Origin of the sequence: Pseudomonas sp. CFBP2511, from assembly GCF_030209255.1 — a bacterium.
In the GTDB taxonomy this organism is placed as follows: Bacteria; Pseudomonadota; Gammaproteobacteria; order Pseudomonadales; family Pseudomonadaceae; genus Aquipseudomonas; species Aquipseudomonas avellanae.
On the sequence record NZ_JARVSI010000006.1, the window covers coordinates 76,823 to 95,858 of the forward strand.

22 protein-coding genes are annotated in these 19,036 nt (G+C 59.7%); 10 read left to right on the top strand and 12 right to left on the bottom strand.

The genetic code is table 11. The features are described from left to right. Nucleotides 1-57: 57 nt before the first annotated feature. Entirely contained in the window at nucleotides 58-282 is a 225-nt protein-coding gene (locus tag QRN38_RS05020) for a YgdI/YgdR family lipoprotein (RefSeq protein WP_005765645.1), read from the bottom strand. A gap of 136 nt (nucleotides 283-418) precedes the next feature. Here QRN38_RS05020 and QRN38_RS05025 point away from each other — a divergent pair, with 136 nt between their 5' ends. The 3 genes from QRN38_RS05025 to QRN38_RS05035 all read left to right on the top strand — a co-directional run bounded on the left by QRN38_RS05025 (nucleotide 419) and on the right by QRN38_RS05035 (nucleotide 1,821). After that, nucleotides 419-670 carry a DUF1654 domain-containing protein gene (locus QRN38_RS05025; protein WP_005765646.1) on the top strand — a complete coding sequence of 84 codons (252 nt, stop codon included), beginning with the start codon at nucleotides 419-421 and terminating at the stop codon, nucleotides 668-670. 4 nt (nucleotides 671-674) lie between these two features. After that, nucleotides 675-1,376 (top strand): endonuclease, encoded by a 702-nt coding sequence (locus QRN38_RS05030; RefSeq protein ID WP_005765647.1) that lies wholly within the window; start codon nucleotides 675-677, stop codon nucleotides 1,374-1,376. 205 nt (nucleotides 1,377-1,581) lie between these two features. Further along, nucleotides 1,582-1,821, top strand: a complete 240-nt coding sequence (locus QRN38_RS05035; RefSeq protein WP_007246362.1) for a DUF6555 family protein — start codon at nucleotides 1,582-1,584, stop codon at nucleotides 1,819-1,821. Nucleotides 1,822-1,897: 76 nt separating this feature from the next. Here QRN38_RS05035 and map read toward each other — a convergent pair whose 3' ends face one another. The 4 genes from map to QRN38_RS05055 all read right to left on the bottom strand — a co-directional run bounded on the left by map (nucleotide 1,898) and on the right by QRN38_RS05055 (nucleotide 4,359). Beyond that, nucleotides 1,898-2,689, bottom strand: coding sequence for a type I methionyl aminopeptidase (gene map / locus QRN38_RS05040; RefSeq protein ID WP_005765650.1), 792 nt, complete (start codon nucleotides 2,687-2,689; stop codon nucleotides 1,898-1,900). Next, a complete protein-coding gene (locus QRN38_RS05045) occupies nucleotides 2,686-2,943 on the bottom strand; it encodes a ParD-like family protein (protein ID WP_005617470.1) in 258 nt (85 codons plus the stop codon). Before QRN38_RS05045 ends, map begins: the two co-directional genes overlap by 4 nt. 85 nt (nucleotides 2,944-3,028) lie before the next feature. Beyond that, nucleotides 3,029-3,226: a hypothetical protein gene (locus tag QRN38_RS05050; protein ID WP_005765651.1), complete on the bottom strand. Its 198-nt coding sequence runs from the start codon at nucleotides 3,224-3,226 to the stop codon at nucleotides 3,029-3,031. Between the two features lie 101 nt (nucleotides 3,227-3,327). Further along, nucleotides 3,328-4,359 (bottom strand): Ldh family oxidoreductase, encoded by a 1,032-nt coding sequence (locus tag QRN38_RS05055; protein WP_057419217.1) that lies wholly within the window; start codon nucleotides 4,357-4,359, stop codon nucleotides 3,328-3,330. 229 nt (nucleotides 4,360-4,588) lie between these two features. On the opposite strand from QRN38_RS05055, the gene QRN38_RS05060 reads away from it, so the two are divergent. After that, nucleotides 4,589-5,617 carry a FecR family protein gene (locus QRN38_RS05060; protein WP_007246365.1) on the top strand — a complete coding sequence of 343 codons (1,029 nt, stop codon included), beginning with the start codon at nucleotides 4,589-4,591 and terminating at the stop codon, nucleotides 5,615-5,617. A gap of 202 nt (nucleotides 5,618-5,819) precedes the next feature. Further along, nucleotides 5,820-6,209 carry a hypothetical protein gene (locus QRN38_RS05065; RefSeq protein WP_005765654.1) on the top strand — a complete coding sequence of 130 codons (390 nt, stop codon included), beginning with the start codon at nucleotides 5,820-5,822 and terminating at the stop codon, nucleotides 6,207-6,209. Between the two features lie 29 nt (nucleotides 6,210-6,238). Here the strand turns inward: QRN38_RS05065 and QRN38_RS05070 are convergent, their stop codons facing one another. Beyond that, nucleotides 6,239-6,427, bottom strand: coding sequence for a hypothetical protein (locus tag QRN38_RS05070; protein ID WP_005765655.1), 189 nt, complete (start codon nucleotides 6,425-6,427; stop codon nucleotides 6,239-6,241). Between the two features lie 244 nt (nucleotides 6,428-6,671). Here QRN38_RS05070 and QRN38_RS05075 point away from each other — a divergent pair, with 244 nt between their 5' ends. Continuing rightward, the gene (locus QRN38_RS05075) at nucleotides 6,672-8,480 is read left to right on the top strand and encodes a monovalent cation:proton antiporter-2 (CPA2) family protein (protein WP_057419216.1); all 1,809 of its coding nucleotides are present in this window, start codon (nucleotides 6,672-6,674) and stop codon (nucleotides 8,478-8,480) included. Nucleotides 8,481-8,527: 47 nt separating this feature from the next. Here the strand turns inward: QRN38_RS05075 and QRN38_RS05080 are convergent, their stop codons facing one another. From QRN38_RS05080 to moaB, 3 genes are all read right to left on the bottom strand, one after another. Then, nucleotides 8,528-9,454 (bottom strand): glycosyltransferase family 2 protein, encoded by a 927-nt coding sequence (locus QRN38_RS05080; RefSeq protein ID WP_007246368.1) that lies wholly within the window; start codon nucleotides 9,452-9,454, stop codon nucleotides 8,528-8,530. Nucleotides 9,455-9,543: 89 nt separating this feature from the next. Beyond that, nucleotides 9,544-10,755, bottom strand: a complete 1,212-nt coding sequence (locus QRN38_RS05085) for a molybdopterin molybdotransferase MoeA (RefSeq protein WP_024666483.1) — start codon at nucleotides 10,753-10,755, stop codon at nucleotides 9,544-9,546. Between the two features lie 6 nt (nucleotides 10,756-10,761). Beyond that, nucleotides 10,762-11,301 carry a molybdenum cofactor biosynthesis protein B gene (gene moaB, locus QRN38_RS05090; protein ID WP_005617455.1) on the bottom strand — a complete coding sequence of 180 codons (540 nt, stop codon included), beginning with the start codon at nucleotides 11,299-11,301 and terminating at the stop codon, nucleotides 10,762-10,764. Between the two features lie 75 nt (nucleotides 11,302-11,376). Here moaB and mobA point away from each other — a divergent pair, with 75 nt between their 5' ends. Both mobA and QRN38_RS05100 read left to right on the top strand, forming a co-directional pair. Further along, entirely contained in the window at nucleotides 11,377-11,982 is a 606-nt protein-coding gene (gene mobA / locus QRN38_RS05095; RefSeq protein WP_007246369.1) for a molybdenum cofactor guanylyltransferase MobA, read from the top strand. Between the two features lie 95 nt (nucleotides 11,983-12,077). Then, the gene (locus tag QRN38_RS05100; RefSeq protein WP_003315600.1) at nucleotides 12,078-12,302 is read left to right on the top strand and encodes a YgdI/YgdR family lipoprotein; all 225 of its coding nucleotides are present in this window, start codon (nucleotides 12,078-12,080) and stop codon (nucleotides 12,300-12,302) included. A gap of 76 nt (nucleotides 12,303-12,378) precedes the next feature. Here QRN38_RS05100 and QRN38_RS05105 read toward each other — a convergent pair whose 3' ends face one another. Continuing rightward, on the bottom strand, nucleotides 12,379-13,269 hold the full coding sequence (locus QRN38_RS05105) for a pseudouridine synthase (RefSeq protein WP_011103962.1): 891 nt from the start codon (nucleotides 13,267-13,269) through the stop codon (nucleotides 12,379-12,381). Nucleotides 13,270-13,454: 185 nt separating this feature from the next. Here QRN38_RS05105 and QRN38_RS05110 point away from each other — a divergent pair, with 185 nt between their 5' ends. Beyond that, nucleotides 13,455-14,309: a shikimate dehydrogenase gene (locus tag QRN38_RS05110; protein WP_057419215.1), complete on the top strand. Its 855-nt coding sequence runs from the start codon at nucleotides 13,455-13,457 to the stop codon at nucleotides 14,307-14,309. A gap of 3 nt (nucleotides 14,310-14,312) precedes the next feature. Here QRN38_RS05110 and QRN38_RS05115 read toward each other — a convergent pair whose 3' ends face one another. Together QRN38_RS05115 and quiC are read right to left on the bottom strand one after the other, a co-directional pair. Next, nucleotides 14,313-14,984 (bottom strand): TetR/AcrR family transcriptional regulator, encoded by a 672-nt coding sequence (locus QRN38_RS05115; protein WP_057419214.1) that lies wholly within the window; start codon nucleotides 14,982-14,984, stop codon nucleotides 14,313-14,315. Nucleotides 14,985-15,088: 104 nt separating this feature from the next. Next, nucleotides 15,089-16,996: a 3-dehydroshikimate dehydratase QuiC gene (gene quiC / locus QRN38_RS05120; RefSeq protein WP_005738807.1), complete on the bottom strand. Its 1,908-nt coding sequence runs from the start codon at nucleotides 16,994-16,996 to the stop codon at nucleotides 15,089-15,091. Between the two features lie 617 nt (nucleotides 16,997-17,613). Between quiC and QRN38_RS05125 the strand changes: the two genes are divergently transcribed. Continuing rightward, a complete protein-coding gene (locus QRN38_RS05125; protein ID WP_007246373.1) occupies nucleotides 17,614-18,933 on the top strand; it encodes an MFS transporter in 1,320 nt (439 codons plus the stop codon). Nucleotides 18,934-19,036: the final 103 nt, after the last annotated feature.

Genomic DNA, 19,036 nt, shown 5'->3' on the forward strand with positions numbered 1-19,036 from the left:
AAATGAAATCTGTGGGTGCTGATCGCTTTTTACCGCGCGCAAGCGATCAGCCCTCACTCACTCCTCAGGCTTGACCGTGGCCACTTCGTCGGCCTTGATTCGGATGGTCTTGCCGGACAGGTCTTCGAACTCGTAAAAACCATCACGGCTTTTGGTTTTGGGCATGTCTTTGGTGATGTATTGTGTGCCGTTTTGCAGGGTCACCACCGAGGGCGTGGAACAGCCCGCCAACAGCACAAAGGCCGAGGCCAGTACCGGGAATGCCAGAGACTTGATATTCATGCGCTACTCCAGAAGCAATACGTGTTTTTTCGAGACGACATTGTGCCACTTCCAGGGCTTTGTCTTACATAGGTGTTGCGAAAGATCCGACACTGAAATACTGTATGCCCGTACAGCTCACTCAGGGAACTTTTCCGTGGCAAAACAAACCGCAGCGACCCCCTCCATTCCCGGCCCTTACGAGCGTATGGGCATGCGGGTACAGAAAATCATCAACTCGCCTACCGCACAGAAATCCAGGGCCGCCCTGCTTTTTCGTCTGCCGGACGAGTCGGAGGACGACTGGGCGCAGCTCCTTGAAGAGATAGCCGAGAACGATAATGTCACCCTCGCCTGGCGCGACGACGGTGGCGTACAAATATTCTGGACGTTGCCGAAGGAAGACTGACGGCATGACGTTTCGATTTTTTGCATTGTTTTGCACCACCCTGCTCATCACCGCTTCACTCCCGGCCCAGGCCCAAGCCCCGCGTACATTCAGTGAAGCGAAGAAAGTCGCCTGGGGTTTGTATGCGCCGCAGTCGACCGAGTTTTACTGCGGCTGCAAATACACCGGCAAGCGGGTCGATCTCGCCGGCTGCGGCTATGTACCGCGCAAAAGCGCCAAGCGCGCCAGCCGCATCGAATGGGAACACATCGTCCCGGCCTGGCAGATCGGCCATCTGCGTCAGTGCTGGCAGAACGGCGGTCGCAAGAACTGCACGAAGTCTGACCCCGTTTACAAACGCGCCGAAGCAGACCTGCACAATCTGGTGCCCAGCATCGGTGAGGTGAACGGTGACCGCAGCAACTTCAGTTTTGGCTGGGTTCCCGAGCAAAAAGGCCAGTACGGCTCATGCCTGACTCAAGTGGACTTCAAGGCCAAAAAGGTTATGCCGCGCCCATCGATACGCGGCATGATCGCGCGCACTTATTTCTACATGAGCAAGCAATACAACTTGCGCCTGTCGCGTCAGGATCAACAGCTTTATCAGGCCTGGGACAAGACCTACCCTCCCCAGATCTGGGAGCGCCAGCGTAACCAGCAGGTTGCCTGCGTAATGGGGCGCGGTAATGAGTTTGTCGGCCCGGTGGACTTGAAAGCGTGTAAATAGCCCTCGCCTATGGGCGCAAAAACACTCGTTTGAAGGGTCTTTTCCGAGGGGTTTTATGCATTCGAGTGCCCCGCAAAACCACTCATCGGACAACCGTTAACTCAGGCGTAGAACGAAATAATTTCGCTCTACGCTGTGCAGACAGCGGCTTGATTGAAGGAGGCTTTCCCGTGCGTGCGCTGAATAATAATCACAGGCAGGGATCATGAATCATCAAACGGAATTTGAAATTCATTATGAATTCAATGGCGAGCTTCGCTGTTTTCTGCATCGGACAATGCAGCTGTGTCAACGCGAAGCGCTGCACTGTGCAACGCTGCACGCAGGCGTCGGGACCATCAGTGGCAATATGTCCACGGGGCCAATACGCCTGGCGACCTTGCACGCCGAACGGTGCGGCATAACGCAGGTGCATTGGAAAAGAGCGATGCTGCTGGAAGCGTGAGAGACCGTCCCTTCACCAAAAATAATGGCCTTTAAGCAAGGCCATTATTCATGCGCACGCGAATCTTAAAACCGCCTCAAATGGCCGGGTAGTCGCCCGTACCGTCAGGCCACGGTGTCAGCAGCTCGAACCCGGTCGCGGTCACGGCCACCATGTGCTCCCACTGCGCAGACAGCGAAAGATCGCTGGTCAGAACAGTCCAGCCATCCGGCAGTGTCCGGGTACCGGCCTTGCCTGCGTTGATCATCGGTTCAATGGTAAATACCATGCCCTGCTTCAACTTGAGGCCCTTGCCCTGAGTGCCGTAATGCAGGACCTGCGGCTCTTCGTGGTACTTGCGGCCGATGCCGTGCCCGCAATATTCACGTACCACGCTAAAGCCTTCACGGTGCGCGACACTTTGTATCGCATAACCGATATCACCCAGCGTTGCACCGGGGCGCACCGCGTGAATACCGGCGCGGGTGGCCTCGTACGTTGTCTCGACCAGGCGCCTGGCCAGAGGGCTGACCTCACCGACCAGGTACATACGGCTGGTGTCGCCGTACCAGCCATCCTTGATGACCGCGACGTCGATATTGACAATGTCGCCCTCTTTCAAGATGTCTTTGGACGAGGGTATGCCGTGGCAGACCACCGCATTGGGAGAGATGCAGGTGGTTTTGGTGAAACCGTGATAACCCACGTTCGCGGGGATCACTTTCAGCTCTTTGACGATGTATTCATTGCAGAGATCATCGAGCGCTTCGGTGCTGACGCCTGCTTTAACGTACGGCGTGATCATCGCGAGCACATCGGCAGCCAGCCTGCCGGCTATGCGCAATTGCACCAGGTCCTGTTCGGTCTTGATACCGATGGCGCTGCTCATGAGGCTGCCTTCGACAGGCTGGCCGCAGACAGATCCGACACATTGAAATTCGACGCGGTCAACACGGTGTCACCGGCGTTCTCGAGACGGATCAGCATCTGGCAGATCTCGCTGTAATCCAGCGCCGGGTGCAACTCGGCAAGCATGCCGATGCGCATCCAGTGCTCGGCCTGGGCATTGATGGAGCGGCTGAGCGCAACACTGGCGGAGCGCAGATTGGCGTGCATGTTTTCGGAAATTTTTACCAGACCCATGTTTCACCTCACATTGAATATATGAAGCATATACGCTTCGTATACTCACAATCAAGATGAGGCATGCAGGCTGACGGCAGGCGAGCTATTCCACCGCGCTGGCCTGGCGATACTCGCCACCGGCACGCGCCGCCGCAATGGCAATGGACACATCTGGCTGGTAAGCGTTGAACTGACGCAGCGCAGCCGCCAGCCTGAGAAAATCTTCACGCTGCATTTCATGGGTAGCAGAGAGCGTGCGATGTTGTTGAGCAATCGGGCTTTGCGCTGACTTCAGGGACATGACAGACCTCATTCGTTCTTACTGTTCATGCATACAGTATTTATATCCGGTCCCGGACACAAGACTGATCACGACGAATGGTCAGCGAATATGTAAATAGCTCAGTGGCCTGCCAGCTCTTGCAAACGCTCAATGTCGGCCTGGGCAATGACTATTCCGTGCGCCATCGAGCGTGCCCGCTCCAGGTAACGCCTGTCGCCGGGCAATCGTTCCTGGCCGACCCCATGAAGCTGGCGCACCAGTTCCTCGCTGCGCTGCGCAAAGTGCTGACCGGCACCTTTGTCGGGATCAATGACGATCAGCAACTGGCCGGTCCAGGGCGTCTGTGCGCCGGGATGCTTCGACCAGTCGAACTCGAACGAGAAATTGCCACCGGTCAGCCCTGCCGCCAGCAACTCGACCATCATCGACAAGGCCGAGCCCTTGTGCCCGCCGAACGGCAACAGCGCCCCGCCGTCGAGAATGGCGCGAGGCTCCTGCGTCGGCAGCCCGTCACGATCAACACCCATGCCCGCCGGCAGCAACCGCCCTTCACGCGCAGCAATCTGCACGTCACCGTGGGCAATGGCGCTGGTGGCCAGGTCAAAAACGATGGGCTCGCCACCTGCGCGCGGCGCACCGAAGGCGATCGGGTTGGTGCCGAACAAGGGCTGCCGAGCACCGTGGGGTACAACGCAGGTCATGCTGTTGACCATGCTCAGCGCAACCAGCCCCTGCTCGGCAAACGGTTCGACATCTGGCCACAGCGCGGCGAAATGATGCGAGCCCCGAATGGCCAGAATCGCGACCCCGGCACTGCGCGCCTTGTCGATCAACAGTGACCTGGCCGCCGCCAGTGCCGGCTGGGCAAAGCCGTTGCAAGCATCGACCCTGACAAATGCCGCGCCGACATCCTCGACCACCGGCACCGCCTTGCCATCCACCCAACCGCTGGCCAACGAAGACAGATAGCCGGGAATGCGAAAGATGCCATGACTGTGCGAACCGTCGCGCTGGGCACTGGCGCAGTTTTCAGCGAGTACATCGGCGACCTCCGGTGAGGTCCCGTGGGCCACGAAAATCCGGCGCAGCAGGTCGATCAGTTGCGGGTAAGAAACGGTTTGAGTGGGCTGGTCAGCGTGGCTGGCGGACATTTGAAACTCCTGTGCGTGGCAACGGGGCGGGAGACTGCAGAAGCGAGAATCAGATGCCCAGCGTAGCGCCGCAGGCCCTGCAAGAACAGCCACGGTCACGGCCCTATCAATGAGAGCAGCTTGCATTCACACGGAAATAAGCAACCCATTGATGGGTAATAGCCAGCGAATGTTCTCTCTGCTTGAAATCAGAGGGTAGAATGCGCCAACGGCATTGACCGGAGCGCCCATGAGCGACCCTCTTTTCAGCAAGGCAGAACACGATGCAATCACCGATGCAGCCGCGCATTGGTGCATGCGGCTGCATGCTGATGACTGCACGGCCGCTGAAAAGAAGGCGTTCGATCAATGGCTGAAGGCCCACCCTCTGCATGCGGCTGAATATCAGGCCATGGCAGAAATCTGGGACATCACCGGGCAGATCGAACCGCTCAATCCGCCTCCCCTCCTGCCGAGCGTGGCATTACAGGCCAGTCCGGGATTACCACGCCGCCAGCGCCGCTGGGCACCGCTGGCTGCTGCCGCAGCCATCATCGCATTGGCGGTGCCGGTGGCAGGTGTCGTTGGCTGGAATCAGGGCTGGTTGCCGAACGCCTATGAGTCGTACAGCGCCGACACCGACACACGTCTGGTGGTGCTCTCCGACGGCAGCCGCGCAGAGCTGAACCTGGGCACCGAACTGACGTACGCCAATTACAAGGATCGACGCAGCGTCACGCTGAGCAAGGGCGAGGCGTTCTTTGAGGTCAGCCACGACAGCACGCATCCGTTTGTGGTCGATGCTGGCCAGGGCAGCATCAGGGTCACCGGCACGCGCTTCAATGTGTGGACGTATCAGGATCAGGTGCGCGTACTGCTGGTAGAGGGCTCGGTGCTGGTCAATAGCGACCGCACGCACCCGGAGGGCGGCCATCATCTGGACCCAGGCATGCAGGCCAGCTTCAAGACCGGCGACGACAGCCCGCTGATCAGACAAACCAAAGCGCGCGACACCAGCCTGGCGTGGCGTAACGGCAAGCTGATTTTTGACGACCTGCCGCTCAGTCAGGCACTGCCGCTGATCAATCGCTACCTGCCAACGCCTATTCTACTGGCCGACAGCGCGACCGGTGCCATGCGCCTGGGCGGCAGTTACAACACCCGCGACCTGTCCAGCCTGCTGACCTCCCTGCCCAAGGTACTGCCGGTCTATGTGACGCAGAACCAGAACGGCAACCCGGTGCTCAACCGCAAAGTGCCTGACGCACCGAAAGGCTGACACTGCCCGCGTCGCCTGTAAATCTTCATCTACCCTGAACCCCACAACAGTGCGGCGAACCCATGTGCGTGGGAAATTTCTGTTTTTTTTCATCCATGACTGAGGTTTTGCGGCGCTCGTTCGTCTTAGTACTGAGATTATTTAAAATGCATGGTTATTTAAAAAGCATGATGTGCTTAAAAGCCTGAAAAGGAGTTTGTGGATGTTCAATCGCCAAGGAATCACGACTCGCACCTTGCTGCGGCAGACGGCGCTGGCTGCGCAGGCACAGTCGCCCGCTCTGGAAACCGAGCGGCCCGGCAACGAACACATCCGGTTGCTGCTGAAAAGTTTTGGCCTGCGCACCAGCCTGGTTCGGCTCAAGGTGCTGGACGCGCTGCTGGTATCGAGCGACGAAGGTCAGCCATTGGGCGTGCGCGGTGTGCACAGCCAGCTGTTGAGGCTGGATGTGCCGCTGTCGTTTCTGAGCGTGCGCGAAGTACTCAAGCGCTTGTGCGATGAAGGGGTAATCAACCTCAATGACGACAAGACCTACAGCCTGCACCCTCGTGCCCGTGAGTGGCTCGGCGAAGCGAAACATCACGCGCAGTGAGTTGCGCCTGAGCTTTGTCAGCAAAGCTCCTAGCGCTTGACCTTGCGACGCATGATCCCGTTGAGTATCACGACCAGTACGGCCACGCTGATGGCAATGTACTGAAAGGTCTTTTCAGTGATGACGCCGCTGTTTTGCAGATGCGACAAGCCGAGCATGATCGCCAGAACGCCGAGGGCGATCAGAAGCGAGTAAATCAAACGCTGTTTGTTGGTCATAACGATTTCCTGAAAGCTCATGACGGGCAGTTGGCGCTGCCTGTTTGCGCGCATAGCTTACGCCGATGCGCGGCGATTCGCATCGTCAGGCTGCCCTGCCCCTCTCCTGCCTGCACCCCTCACAGACGCTTTATCAATCGCGTTGATGACTGTCATGCTGCGATGAACGTTGCCGTGTAAAACTCACATGCTTTAATGGCGCCCTGTTTCAACAGTGTGTTCAATGTTTACCAAGGAGTTTTACATGCCCCATGAAGGCAGCCTGTTGCAGGCCGCGGTGGTGTTCTTACTCGCGGCGGTGCTGACCGTCCCGCTGGCCAAGCGCCTGAAGCTGGGCGCTGTCATCGGTTATTTGTTAGCGGGCGTGATCATCGGCCCCTCGGTGCTGGGGTTGATTGGCGATACGGAGAGTGTCAGCCATATTTCCGAACTCGGCGTGGTGTTGCTGTTGTTCATCATTGGCCTGGAGCTGTCACCGAAGCGCTTGTGGGTGATGCGCAAAGCGGTGTTTGGCGTGGGCATGGCGCAAGTGATGCTGACCGGTCTGGTGATCGGCGCAATCGCGCTGTTTGCCTTCGGCCAGTCACTGAACACCGCGGTCATTCTCGGGCTGGGCCTGGCGCTGTCGTCCACCGCTTTCGGCCTGCAAAGCCTGGCAGAGCGCAAGCAGCTGAATAGCCCGCATGGGCGGATGGCGTTCGCGATTCTGCTGTTTCAGGACATTGCCGCGATTCCGCTGATTGCCATGGTGCCGTTTCTGGCCGGCGCTGATCACGCCATGAACACGGGTGAAAGCGTGAATCATGGCCTGCGCGTGCTCGGCAGTATTGCCATCGTGGTGATCGGCGGGCGCTACCTGCTGCGCCCGGTGTTCCGGATTGTCGCCAAGACCAAAATCCAGGAAGTCTCGACTGCCACCGCCTTGCTGGTGGTGATCGGTACAGCGTGGCTGATGGAGCTGGTCGGCGTGTCGATGGCGCTCGGCGCGTTTCTCGCGGGCCTGTTGCTGGCCGATTCCGAATACCGTCACGAGCTGGAAGCCCAGATCGAGCCGTTCAAGGGTCTGCTGCTGGGGCTGTTCTTTATCAGCGTCGGCATGGGCGCCAACGTCGGCCTGTTGCTCAGCTCGCCGCTGGCGGTGCTGGGCCTGACCCTGCTGCTGATCGCCATCAAGCTGCCGATGCTGTTCATCATCGGTCGCACCGCGGGCGGCCTCAATAACCGCAGCGCATTGCAGTTGGGCCTGGTGCTGGCCGCCGGGGGCGAGTTTGCCTTTGTGGTGTTCAAGATCGGCAGCACGCAAGGGCTGTTCGAGGCCGGGCTGTACGACATGCTGGTGTTGACCATTACCTTGTCGATGGCCATTACCCCGTTGCTGTTCATTGCGCTGGCACGCTGGATCAAGCCCAAGGCCAAGGTGGTGAATGTGCCGGACGAGTACCGCGACATTCAAACCGACAAACCCCGAGTAGTGATTGCCGGCATGGGCCGTATGGGGCAGATCGTCGCGCGGATCCTGCGAGCGCAGAAAGTCCCTTTCATCGCCCTGGATACCGCCGTGGAGTCGATTGAATTCTCACGCAGTTTTGGCAACGTGCCAGTGTTCTATGGCGACCCGTTGCGCCCGGAAATACTGCGTGCCGCCAAGGTCGATGAAGCGCAATACTTTGTCATCGCGACGGATGATCCGGACACCAACATCAAGACTGCCGAGTTGATCCGCAAGCTGTATCCGCACATGAAAATCATCGCCCGCGCACGTAACCGCCAGCACGTTCACCGGCTGATGGACATCGGCGCGCATGCTGTGCGCGAGACGTTCTATTCAAGCCTGGAAATGAGCCGTCAGACCTTGATGGGCCTGGGCCTGACCGAGGCGCAGGCCGATGCCCGCATCAGCCGCTTCAAGCGTCACGACGAACAGGTGCTGGCTGCCCAGCACGAAGTGTATGACGACGACGCCAAGGTGCTGCAGACTGCCCGCGAAGCACGCGCCGATCTTGCGCAACTGTTCGAGGCGGACCGTCTGGACGAAGAAGCGGCCAAAGGCTGATTAGCCAGCGCACCGGGCCGCCTGGCCGCCCGGTGCACTGGCCAGCTTCACGCGTAAGGGCTGTCCCAGTAGCGCTTGTACATCCCGAGCTTTTTCTTCAAACCACGGGGCAAGCGTTTCTCCTGTTTGCTCAGCTTGTAGGCCAGCAGTTTCAGCGCATTGCGTACAAACGACATGGGCCACCAGAGGAGGCGCCGCGGGCCGAGGAATTTCAGCTCGGATTTCACGTAGCGCATGCCCTCGCCGCCAATCCCGCCGAACGTCTCGTAGATCCAAGCTTCTCGGGACTGAAACACGCCAATGTCGAAGTAGCGGCAGAACTCTTCGCGCAGGCTGTAGTTGTGAGAATGACGGCACACGGCAGAGCCTTCGTAGGCCACTTTCCAGCCATCGATGAGCATTTTCGCCGTGACATACATGTCTTCGGAGAGGATCACATGCCGAGGAAAGCCACCGATCGCCCGCAGCGCCTCGCCACGATAGGCCGAGAAGGAATTGGACATGAACGGCGTCTTGATCCCCAGGGTGCCAGCGTCTGCCAGGGTCTTGATCTGAGAAGTCGGCGGGTAGTTGAACAGCCGTGCATGCTGGGCCAGCAGGTTAGCGTTCTTGTGCGGCAATTGACGGCCACACACGGCACCGACTTTCGGGTCGGCGAAAGGCAGCAGAATATTGGCGATGGCGTCGATGTCTTCGACGTAGGCGTCCTGGGTCATGTAGACGTAGACGTCGTAGTCCGGGTGCACATCGACCATCATCTGCCGGGTGCCGCCGTGGTTGAAATCCTTGCTGTCAATGCGCAGCACAGTGGCGCAGCGGGCTTGCGCCAGTTCCAGCGTGCCGTCCGAAGAACTGGAATCCACGATCAGCGTGTCGAAGCTGGCCGTCTGCGTGGCCAGTGAATCCAGTAGCCGCTCCAGGTCCTTGCGGCCGTTGTAGGTCGGAATGACACAAGCCACTCTCAATGACGCCATAACAATACTCCAGGGCGAAGTCCGGTTGCCCACTTTGTCAGCGTTGTTGAGGGTAGCTCATGTGCATCGGGCCCACCATTTGAATACATTCAACCGAGCAGTTCACTCAGCGGAATGAAGCTCACCCAGTCGCCCTCGGCCACTGTCGTGCCCTCACGCACTTCGATCAGACCGTCAGCCCACGCAGCACTGCGCAGCACGCCAGAACTCTGGTTGCGATAGACAACGGCCCGGCCCTGTTCCAGACGACCGCGCAGGTACTCGCGACGATTGCCGGGACGCGTCCAGACAAACCCCGCCGGCACGGGAAACTGCATCGGCGCGACCTCCATCACCCCCTGACGACGCAGCAGGTAAGCGCGCGCCAGCAAGGCGAACGTGACCAGCGTCGAGGCCGGATTACCGGGCAGGCCAATCACCGGCACACCACGGAAATGCCCGAAGGTCAGCGGCTTGCCAGGTTTTATCGCCAGCTTCCACAGCGTCAGTTCGCCCTCTTCGCGCAAAGCATGGCCGAGAAAATCCGCTTCACCGACCGAGACGCCACCGGTTGAGAGGATCAGATCGACGTCGTGCAGGTTTGCCAGTGCCGCGCGGGTCTGTAGCAGGTCGTCCGGCAGAATGCCCGCGTCCACCACGTCACAGTGCAATCGCTTAAGCCAACTGCACAGCAACACCCGATTGCTGTTGTAGATCTGCCCCGGCCCCAGTGGCTGGCCGGGCTCGATCAATTCATCACCGGTGGACAGCACCGCCACGCGCACGCGACGAATCACTTCCAGCTCGGCAAGGCCCAAAGAAGCGGCCAGGCCCAGCTCGATAGGACCCAGGCGCGTGCCGGCTGCCAGTACGCTGTCGCCGATACGGGTTTCCTGGCCCTGCGGGCGAATGTTCTGCCCGACGCTCAGCGGCTCGCTGAAGCGCACACGCTGGTCTGCCAGCACGTCGGCGTTTTCCTGCATCTCGACGCAATCAGCACCCTCGGGCATCGGCGCACCGGTGAAGATCCGTGCGCAGGTGCCGGGGGCCAGTGGCTCGGGTGCCTGGCCGGCAAAAATGCGCTGGCTGACGGTCAGCGGCTCGCCGGTCCAGTCCGTATGGCGCAAGGCATAACCGTCCATGGCGCTGTTCGGCCAGGGCGGCAGGTCCAGCGTGGAAACCAGATCCACCGCCAGCACGCGGCCTTCGGCATCGGCCAGCGAGACGCGCTGGCGTTCGGTGATTGGCGTGGCCTCGGCCATTGCCAGCAGTCGGGCAATGGCCTCTTCAACCGGCAACAGGGTTTTTGGCTCGTTGTTCATCAGCACTCAACCGCGGGTCGCGCAGGGCTCGGCCTGCTTGAGGTGCGGCACGAAGTTGCAGGGCCGGAAGCGCGAGTCCAGTTGCTCGGCGAGAATCCCGTCCCATGCGGTGCGCACGGCATTGGTCGAACCCGGCAGGCAGCAAACCAGCGTGCCATTGGACAAACCGGCCAGCGCGCGGGACTGAATGGTCGAGGTGCCGATGTCCGGCACGGATATCTGCCGGAACAGCTCGCCAAACCCGTCGACCTGCTTGTCCAGCAGGCACGCCACGGCTTCGGGGGTGCTGTCACGGCCGGTAAAGCCGGTGCCGCCGGTGATCAGCACGACCTGCACCTGATCGTCGGCAATCCAGGTGGCGACCTGAGCACGGATTTTGTACAAATCATCCTTGAGCAGGACGCGTTCGATCAGGCCATGACCGGCGTCGGTCAGGCGGTCAACGAACATCTGCCCCGAGGTGTCGGTTTCGCGGGTGCGGGTATCGCTGACGGTCAGTACGGCGATATTCAGGGGTACGAAAGGTGTGTCAGCCTTGGCTTTCATGGCCTCATCCAGTTGTGAAGGAAACAGGCCGGTGTTATATCACAGCACTCCTTTTGCCTGCCCGCCGAGTGTTTGATGAATGTCCGTGCCGCACTGCCCCCCTGCTCTATCCTGCTGCTGGCCGGAGGTCGCGGGCAGCGTATGGGCGGGCGTGACAAGGGCCTGATCGAGTGGCAGGGCAAGGCGCTGATCGAGCATTTGCACACCCTGACCCGGCCCCTGACTGACGACCTGATCATTTCCTGCAACCGCAACATCGAGCGCTATGCGCAATACGCCGATCAACTGGTCAAGGATGACGACACCGACTTCAACGGCCCCCTGGCCGGGATTCGCGCCGCACTGCCGCGCGCTCGTCATCAGTGGTTGCTGGTGCTGCCCTGCGACGGGCCTCTGGTCGATGAGCCATTGCTGCGGGCGATGCGCGAAAAAGCGTTTGAATATCCGCAAAGACCCGTCATGGTGCGCGAAGGTCAGCACTGGCAGCCACTTTTATGTATGATCCCGGTCGCTTGTGCCGCAACGCTGGAAGCCGCATGGCTGGCCGGCGAACGCAGCCCGCGGCGGGCCATGGAGCCACTGCAACCAGTCGCTGTACAGCTGGAAGCCAATGATCCACGCCTGGCCAACCTGAACACACCCTGTCTATTGGCAGGGATCAATGAAAATGACCGTAAGTAAGTGGTTATTGAACTTGCGCACGGTGTATACGGAACTTGCGGACGGCGAATACGTCTGAGAGTTCAGTAATCAAGAATCCATCTGGAGACACAGTAATGAAACAACGGACCCTTCCCGCTGCCTTTCTGCTTGCACTGAGCATCGCCTCCCTCGCCGGTTGCGCATCGCCCACTGTGATCACTCTGAACGATGGTCGTGAAATCCAGGCCGTCGATACTCCCAAGTACGATGAAGACTCGGGTTTCTATGAGTTCAAACAGCTCGATGGCAAGCAGACCCGCATCAACAAGGACCAGGTACGTACCGTCAAGGATCTGTGATCCGGGCGTCGCGTGACTGATTCGAAAAAACCCGCCGAGTGCGGGTTTTTTTTGGCCTGCCATTGAGCTTGATGCCTTACCACTCCAGCGTGAGCAGGCTCTCGAACTGACGCGGTTCGCCGCTGAGCGGATCGGTGAAGCGCAGGCTTTTGGCGAGCAATTTCAATGGGTGCCGGTAGTCGTCCACCGGATCCTTCAGGGCATCAGGGTAGAACGGGTCATTGCAGATCGCAGCGCCCAGCGCCGCCATGTGCACGCGCAACTGATGCTTCTTGCCCGTCACCGGGTGCAGCCCGTAACGCCATAATGGCCCGTGCCGCTCCAGCACTTCGATGCGCGTCTGCGTGTTGCTGACGCCCGGCCCTTCCTGCATGCGAAAAAACGGCTCGCCCTCGACCAGACGGCTCTCGTGCAGGCGCGGAAACTCAAGTCCAGGCAGCGCTGGCGCAATGGCTTCGTAGCATTTGTCGATACGCCGGGTGGGGAACAGTGTCTGATAAGCCGAGCGGGTCTGCCGGTTGGCTGAAAACAGCACCAGCCCGGCGGTGTGCCGGTCGATACGGTGCAGCGGCACCAGATCGGGGTTGTCGAGGCGATGGATCAGGCGGCGTAACAAGGTCTGTTCGACGTATTCGCCAGCCGGTGTCACGGGAAGAAAGTGCGGCTTGTCGGCGACGACAAGGTGTTCGTCGGCATAGAGAATGGTCTCGACCACCGGGATCGGCGTTTCATTGGGCACTTCACGAAAGTAATGAATCTTCAGCCCTTCGCGATAGGCCATGTCCGGCGTAATGGTTTTTCCGTCGGCATCCAGCACCCGGTCACGGGCGATACGGTCCAGCCACTGTTCACGGCTGATGGCCGTGAATTTCGCGCACAGGCAATCGAGCACAGTCGCCCACGGACCCGGCGGCAGGTACAAGGTGCTGGCTTGTTGCTGTGCGGCACTGAAAACGGACTCGGACATACGTGGGCTCGGACTCTGGTTTGCCTGAGGCGGCTGGCCGGGGATTATCGCTGATCAGGGCGATCACCGCACAACATCGCTGCATGGCAATCGCCGGCTACCTGCGGCACTATTAACCATCTGGTACATTCGGTTCAACTCCTGCTCGTCACCGGGCAGCGTCACAAAAACAAGAGACATATTTTATGACCCATGCTGAACACACCTCCGTACTCGCCGGCCTGATCGGCTCCGGCATCCAGGCTTCGCGAACGCCCGCCATGCATGAGCACGAAGGCGATGCACAGGGCCTGCGCTACCTGTACCGGCTGATCGATATCGACGCGCTGCAACTGGACATCAACGCCCTGCCCCGGCTTGTCGAAAGCGCGCAGAACTGCGGCTTTACCGGCCTGAATATCACCTTTCCCTGCAAACAGGCGGTCATCCCGTTGCTGGACGAACTGTCCGACGAAGCGCGCGGCATCGGTGCGGTCAACACCGTGGTTTTCAAGGACGGGAAACGCATCGGGCACAACACCGACTGCCTGGGTTTTGCCGAAGGTTTCCAGCGCGGGCTGGACAAGGCGCCACGCCAGCACGTAGTACAAATGGGCGCAGGTGGCGCAGGCGCTGCCGTGGCTCATGCGCTGCTGAGCGCGGGCGTCGAGCGCCTGACCGTGTTCGAGGTCGAAACGCAGCGTGCGCAAGGCCTGGTGGATAACCTCAATGAGCATTTCGGTGCCGGACGCGCGCAGGTCGGTCTTGACCTGCCTGCGGCAATGGCCGAAGCCGACGGGCTGGTCAATACCACGCCGGTGGGCATGGCCAAGCTGCCGGGCACGCCGTTGCCGGTTGAACTGCTGCGGCCCGCGCTGTGGGTGGCTGAAATCATTTACTTCCCGCTGGAAACCGAGCTGCTCAAGCACGCCCGCGCACTGGGCTGCCGCACGCTGGATGGCAGCACCATGGCGGTGTTTCAGGCGGTCAAGGCGTTCGAGCTGTTCAGTGGCCGGTCCGCTGATGCGCAACGGATGATGGCGCACTTCCACACCCTGTAAGCCTCAGCGCTTGAGGTAACGCAGCACAGCGTCGCAGATCATCGCCTTGTGACGCTGCTTGACCTCATCGCTCCACAGCTCGATCTGGAAGATCTCGCTGAACGTGTGGCGGTTGGAGATGCGGTAGAAGCAGAACGAGCTGATCATCAGGTGCAGGTCCACCGGATGAACGCCGTCGCGGAACAGGCCGCTGGCTTCACCGCGGCGCAGGATGCCGTCTAGCGCCCTGATGATGTTCTGGCTCTTGGCCTGGATCGTATCGGACTGCTTGACGTTCTCGCCGTTATGAATGTTTTCGATGCACACGATGCGCACGAAATCGACATTGCTGTCGTGGTGATCGAAGGTGAACTCGACCACCCGATGGATCGCCTCCAAAGGCTCCAGCTCGCCCAGATTAAGCTCGCTTTCGGTGTTGCGAATCGCCCCGTAGAGCTTTTCCAGCACTTCGACGTACAACTGCTCCTTGCTGCCGAAGTAGTAATAGATCATCCGTTTCGAGGTCTTGGTGCGTTCGGCAATGGCATCGACGCGCGCGCCCGTCAGGCCGTGCGCGACAAACTCGGCGACAGCGGCCTTGAGGATATCCTCACGGGTTTTTTCCGGGTTGTTCTTGCGGCCCTTGGGCACTGTGGCGGCAGGTTCAACGGCAACAGCGGAGTCGATTTTTTTCATTGTTGGCTCATGACCACGGGTAATGCGCGGAGTATGAAGCTGACCGTGAATGGAGGGAAGCTGCGAGGGCTCCGAACCCTCGCAACATTTGCATCAAGCGTTTTCTACAAACGTGCCTGACGCGCCGCCACGTTACGCGCCTTGGCCATTGCGGCCAGACGCACCGGCACGTTGGCGGCGCCGTAGCCCACATAGCCATTCTTACGCTGCAGGATCTCGAAGAAGAAACGCCCGTCAAATGCATCGGTGTAGACGTGAAACAGTTCGCCACCCTGCGCATCGCGGTCATAAAGCACGTTGTAATACGCCAGTTCGCTGAGAAACTCTTCGTCGAAATCGAAGCGCGCTGCCAGGTCGTCGTAGTAATTGAGCGGGATGTCCAGCAACGGCACACCGGCTTCCTTGGCGCGGCTGACCTCGGCAAAGATGTCCTCGCAGGAAAACGCAATGTGGTGCACACCAGAACCGCGATAACTCGACAGCGCGTGGGAAATGGCCGTATTGCGGTTCTCGGAAATATTCAGCGGCAGGCGAACGGTGCTGCAACGACTGCGCAGCGCTCGGCTTTTGACCAGGCCATAAGGGTCGGGCAGCACCACTTCGTCATCAGCTTCGAAATCCAGAATGCTTTTGTAGAACAGCACCCAGCTGTCCAGGCTGTCGGCGGGCAGCGCCATGGCCATGTGGTCGATACGCTGCAAACCGCCCTTGGCGACCGCTTGAGTGTCGACGACAAAATCACTGTCGTAGATCGAGTCACCCGGCGAGGCGTTGTCGACCAGGTAGATCAGGCTGCCGTCCGGCGCACGCACCGACGGAATCTCCCGCTCATTGGGGCCGACCAGACCGCGATAAGGCTGCCCTTTGAACGCACGCGCACGCTCCAGCGACTGATGACCGTCATCGACACGCAGGGCGGTGGCGCACAGCGAAGGCCCGTGCGCCTCGAAAAAACTGTGGGCAAACGAATACGGCTCGGCGTTGAGCACAATCTTGATATCACCCTGCCCCAACAGGCTGACAGCTTTGGAACGGTGCTGCCCCAACTTGGCGAAACCGAGCCGCTGCAACCAGCCTGACAAGCGAGCCGCGTGGCTCTCATCGACTGCGAATTCAAGAAACTCGACACCGTTATAGCTGCTGGCAGGCGGCGGATTGAACAGCACCTCGGGAACCGCCACCGGCTCGTCACGCGCCAGCAACTGGCGGGTTTTTTCTTCCAGGTACAGCAACGAACGCAAGCCGTCTGCTGCGTTGGCGCGGGTCGGGGCGGCACGGAAGCCATCATTGAATACTTCCAGCGACAACGGGCCGGTGTAACCGCTGCGCAGAATCGGCGCAAGGAACCCGGCCAGATCGAACTCGCCTTGCCCTGGGAAACAGCGGAAATGGCGGCTCCATTCCAGCACGTCCATCGCCAGAATCGGCGCATCGGCCATCTGCACGAAGAAGATCTTGTCGCCGGGGATCTGCGCAATCGCGCTCGGGTCGCCCTTGAGCGACAACGTGTGGAAGCTGTCGAGCAACACACCCAGCGCAGGATGATCAACCTGACGCACCAGGTTCCAGACCTGTTGCCAGGTATTGACGTGCTTGCCCCACGCCAGCGCTTCATAACCGACACGCAGGTTGCGGGCGCCAGCACGCTCGGCCAGCAAACTCAGGTCATCAAGAAGAATGTTTTCATCGCCCACCGAGTCGGCAGACGCATTGCTGCAGACCAGCACCAGATCGGTGCCCAGCTCCTGCATCAGGTCGAATTTGCGTTCGGCGCGATCCACATTGCGTTGCAGTCGGTCGCGACGGCAGCCTTCAAAATCGCGGAATGGCTGGAACAGGGTGATGGCGATACCCAGGTCGGCGCATAGCTGCCTGACGTTGCGTGGGCTACCGTCGTAATACAACAAATCGTTTTCGAAAATCTCGACGCCGTCAAAGCCGGCTGCGGCGATGGCTTCGAGCTTTTCGGGCAGAGTACCGCTCAAGGATACGGTAGCAATTGAACGCTGCATGCTTTTCAGCTCCTGGATGAACGCGACCTCTACGGGTCGCGACTGGACAGCACCGCATTCCGGCCTTTCCCGGCCTTATTCAGAGGTGCGAGTAAAGTATTTGCCTGTCAAAATACTACAGCAACATAAAGTGTACGAACCGGTTAGTTTTACGTTCGATTATCGAACAAAAGCCGTTTTACTCAATTGACGCTGTATCGCGTAATGCTCACCATCAGCATCACATTGCAGGATAGCCCCGGCAGTCGAACGTACGACATTTATGCTTCATCAGCAGCAACCCATAACAATCAAAAAAACAGGAACATTGCTCATGCGCACCCTTCTCGCTTTGCTCACCCGCTCGCCCGCCCGTCCTACCAGACGTCATGCCCGACGAACCGAACAGGCCAAAAGCCCGCTTCAGGTTCGCGTCGCCTGAAACATTCCAACGCACTTGCGCGGCCCAACCTGTAAATTGTCGGCCCGACGGACCGTCTCGATGAAAGCCTGAGTCAATCGGCCAGTCGATTCACGGTACTACGACTTCACTTTACCTGCACAACGCCTGCATCGAGTGGACTTCTCAGTCCGACTGTTGCCAGCAGCACAGTCCTGGAACGGATGGTTAGATCATCATGCTCAATACCCAGAACAACCCTGTTACCCGTGCCGGGATGGGCGAAAAGATTCGCGGCGCTCTTGCCGTGGGCAAGACCCGCTGGGGCATGCTCGCCCTGGTGTTCTTCGCCACCACGCTGAACTACATCGACCGGGCGGCGCTCGGGGTCATGCAGCCGATCCTGGCCAAGGAGATGAGCTGGACGGCGATGGACTACGCCAACATCAACTTCTGGTTTCAGGTCGGCTACGCCGTCGGTTTTGTGTTGCAAGGCCGTTTCATCGACAAGGTCGGCGTCAAGCGCGCGTTCTTCCTCGCCGTGCTGTTGTGGAGCCTGGCGACCGGTGCACATGGCCTGGCGACGTCTGCGGTCGGCTTCATGGTCTGCCGCTTCATTCTCGGCCTGACCGAGGCGGCCAACTACCCGGCCTGCGTGAAAACCACGCGCCTGTGGTTCCCGGCCGGTGAGCGTGCGGTGGCGACTGGCATCTTCAACGCTGGCACCAACGTCGGTGCGATGCTGACGCCAGCGTTGCTGCCGCTGATCCTCACTGTCTGGGGCTGGCAGGCGGCGTTCGTGGCGATGGGTTCGCTGGGGCTGATCTGGGTGATCATGTGGCGCTTGAAGTACTACAACCCTGAAGAGCACCCGACCGTCAGCAAAACCGAACTGGACTACATCAATCAGGAGGTCGAGCCTGCGCCGGTCAAGGTGCCTTTCACCGGCATTCTGAAGATGCGCGGCACCTGGGCATTCGCGCTGGCTTACGCGATCACCGCGCCAGTGTTCTGGTTCTACCTGTACTGGTTGCCGCCGTTTCTCAATCAGCAATACAACCTGGGCATCAGCGTGACGCAGATGGGCATCCCGCTGATCCTGATCTGGCTGACCGCCGACTTCGGCAGCGTGGGTGGCGGTATCCTGTCATCGTGGCTGATCGGGCGCGGCATGCGGGCGACCAAAGCGCGTCTGCTGTCAATGCTGATATTCGCCATCACCATCTGCAGCGTGGTGTTCGCCGCCAACGCCAGCGGCTTGTGGGTCGCGGTGCTGGCCATCTCTGTGGCAGTCGGCGCGCATCAGGCCTGGACCGCGAACATCTGGAGCCTGGTGATGGACTACACGCCCAAGCACATGATGAGCACGGTGTTCGGCTTTGGCGGCATGTGCGCAGCCGTCGGCGGCATGTTCATGACCCAGATCGTCGGTGCGGTGCTGACCGCGACCAACAACAATTACAACGTGTTGTTCACCATGATCCCGGCGATGTACTTCATCGCGCTGATCTGGCTGTACTTCATGGCTCCGCGCAAGGTGCCTACGCTGAGCGAGTAATCGTCTGACGGCATCAGAAAGGCCCGGCTCACTCAGTGACCGGGCCTTTTTGCTATGGGTGTCCGCGAGGTCAGTGAGATCGGTGCCACAGGTTTCAGCGCCA

Coding starts and splice junctions, on each gene's coding strand:
- QRN38_RS05110 (WP_057419215.1), top strand. CDS start 13,455: ATGACCCATGCTGAACACACCTCCGTACTCGCCGGCCTGATCGGCTCC.
- QRN38_RS05045 (WP_005617470.1), bottom strand. CDS start 2,943: ATGGGTCTGGTAAAAATTTCCGAAAACATGCACGCCAATCTGCGCTCC.
- moaB (WP_005617455.1), bottom strand. CDS start 11,301: ATGAAAGCCAAGGCTGACACACCTTTCGTACCCCTGAATATCGCCGTA.
- QRN38_RS05115 (WP_057419214.1), bottom strand. CDS start 14,984: ATGAAAAAAATCGACTCCGCTGTTGCCGTTGAACCTGCCGCCACAGTG.
- QRN38_RS05075 (WP_057419216.1), top strand. CDS start 6,672: ATGCCCCATGAAGGCAGCCTGTTGCAGGCCGCGGTGGTGTTCTTACTC.
- QRN38_RS05100 (WP_003315600.1), top strand. CDS start 12,078: ATGAAACAACGGACCCTTCCCGCTGCCTTTCTGCTTGCACTGAGCATC.
- QRN38_RS05055 (WP_057419217.1), bottom strand. CDS start 4,359: ATGTCCGCCAGCCACGCTGACCAGCCCACTCAAACCGTTTCTTACCCG.
- QRN38_RS05080 (WP_007246368.1), bottom strand. CDS start 9,454: ATGGCGTCATTGAGAGTGGCTTGTGTCATTCCGACCTACAACGGCCGC.
- QRN38_RS05105 (WP_011103962.1), bottom strand. CDS start 13,269: ATGTCCGAGTCCGTTTTCAGTGCCGCACAGCAACAAGCCAGCACCTTG.
- QRN38_RS05020 (WP_005765645.1), bottom strand. CDS start 282: ATGAATATCAAGTCTCTGGCATTCCCGGTACTGGCCTCGGCCTTTGTG.
- QRN38_RS05125 (WP_007246373.1), top strand. CDS start 17,614: ATGCTCAATACCCAGAACAACCCTGTTACCCGTGCCGGGATGGGCGAA.
- QRN38_RS05030 (WP_005765647.1), top strand. CDS start 675: ATGACGTTTCGATTTTTTGCATTGTTTTGCACCACCCTGCTCATCACC.
- QRN38_RS05060 (WP_007246365.1), top strand. CDS start 4,589: ATGAGCGACCCTCTTTTCAGCAAGGCAGAACACGATGCAATCACCGAT.
- QRN38_RS05070 (WP_005765655.1), bottom strand. CDS start 6,427: ATGACCAACAAACAGCGTTTGATTTACTCGCTTCTGATCGCCCTCGGC.
- map (WP_005765650.1), bottom strand. CDS start 2,689: ATGAGCAGCGCCATCGGTATCAAGACCGAACAGGACCTGGTGCAATTG.
- mobA (WP_007246369.1), top strand. CDS start 11,377: ATGAATGTCCGTGCCGCACTGCCCCCCTGCTCTATCCTGCTGCTGGCC.
- QRN38_RS05085 (WP_024666483.1), bottom strand. CDS start 10,755: ATGAACAACGAGCCAAAAACCCTGTTGCCGGTTGAAGAGGCCATTGCC.
- QRN38_RS05065 (WP_005765654.1), top strand. CDS start 5,820: ATGTTCAATCGCCAAGGAATCACGACTCGCACCTTGCTGCGGCAGACG.
- QRN38_RS05050 (WP_005765651.1), bottom strand. CDS start 3,226: ATGTCCCTGAAGTCAGCGCAAAGCCCGATTGCTCAACAACATCGCACG.
- quiC (WP_005738807.1), bottom strand. CDS start 16,996: ATGCAGCGTTCAATTGCTACCGTATCCTTGAGCGGTACTCTGCCCGAA.
- QRN38_RS05035 (WP_007246362.1), top strand. CDS start 1,582: ATGAATCATCAAACGGAATTTGAAATTCATTATGAATTCAATGGCGAG.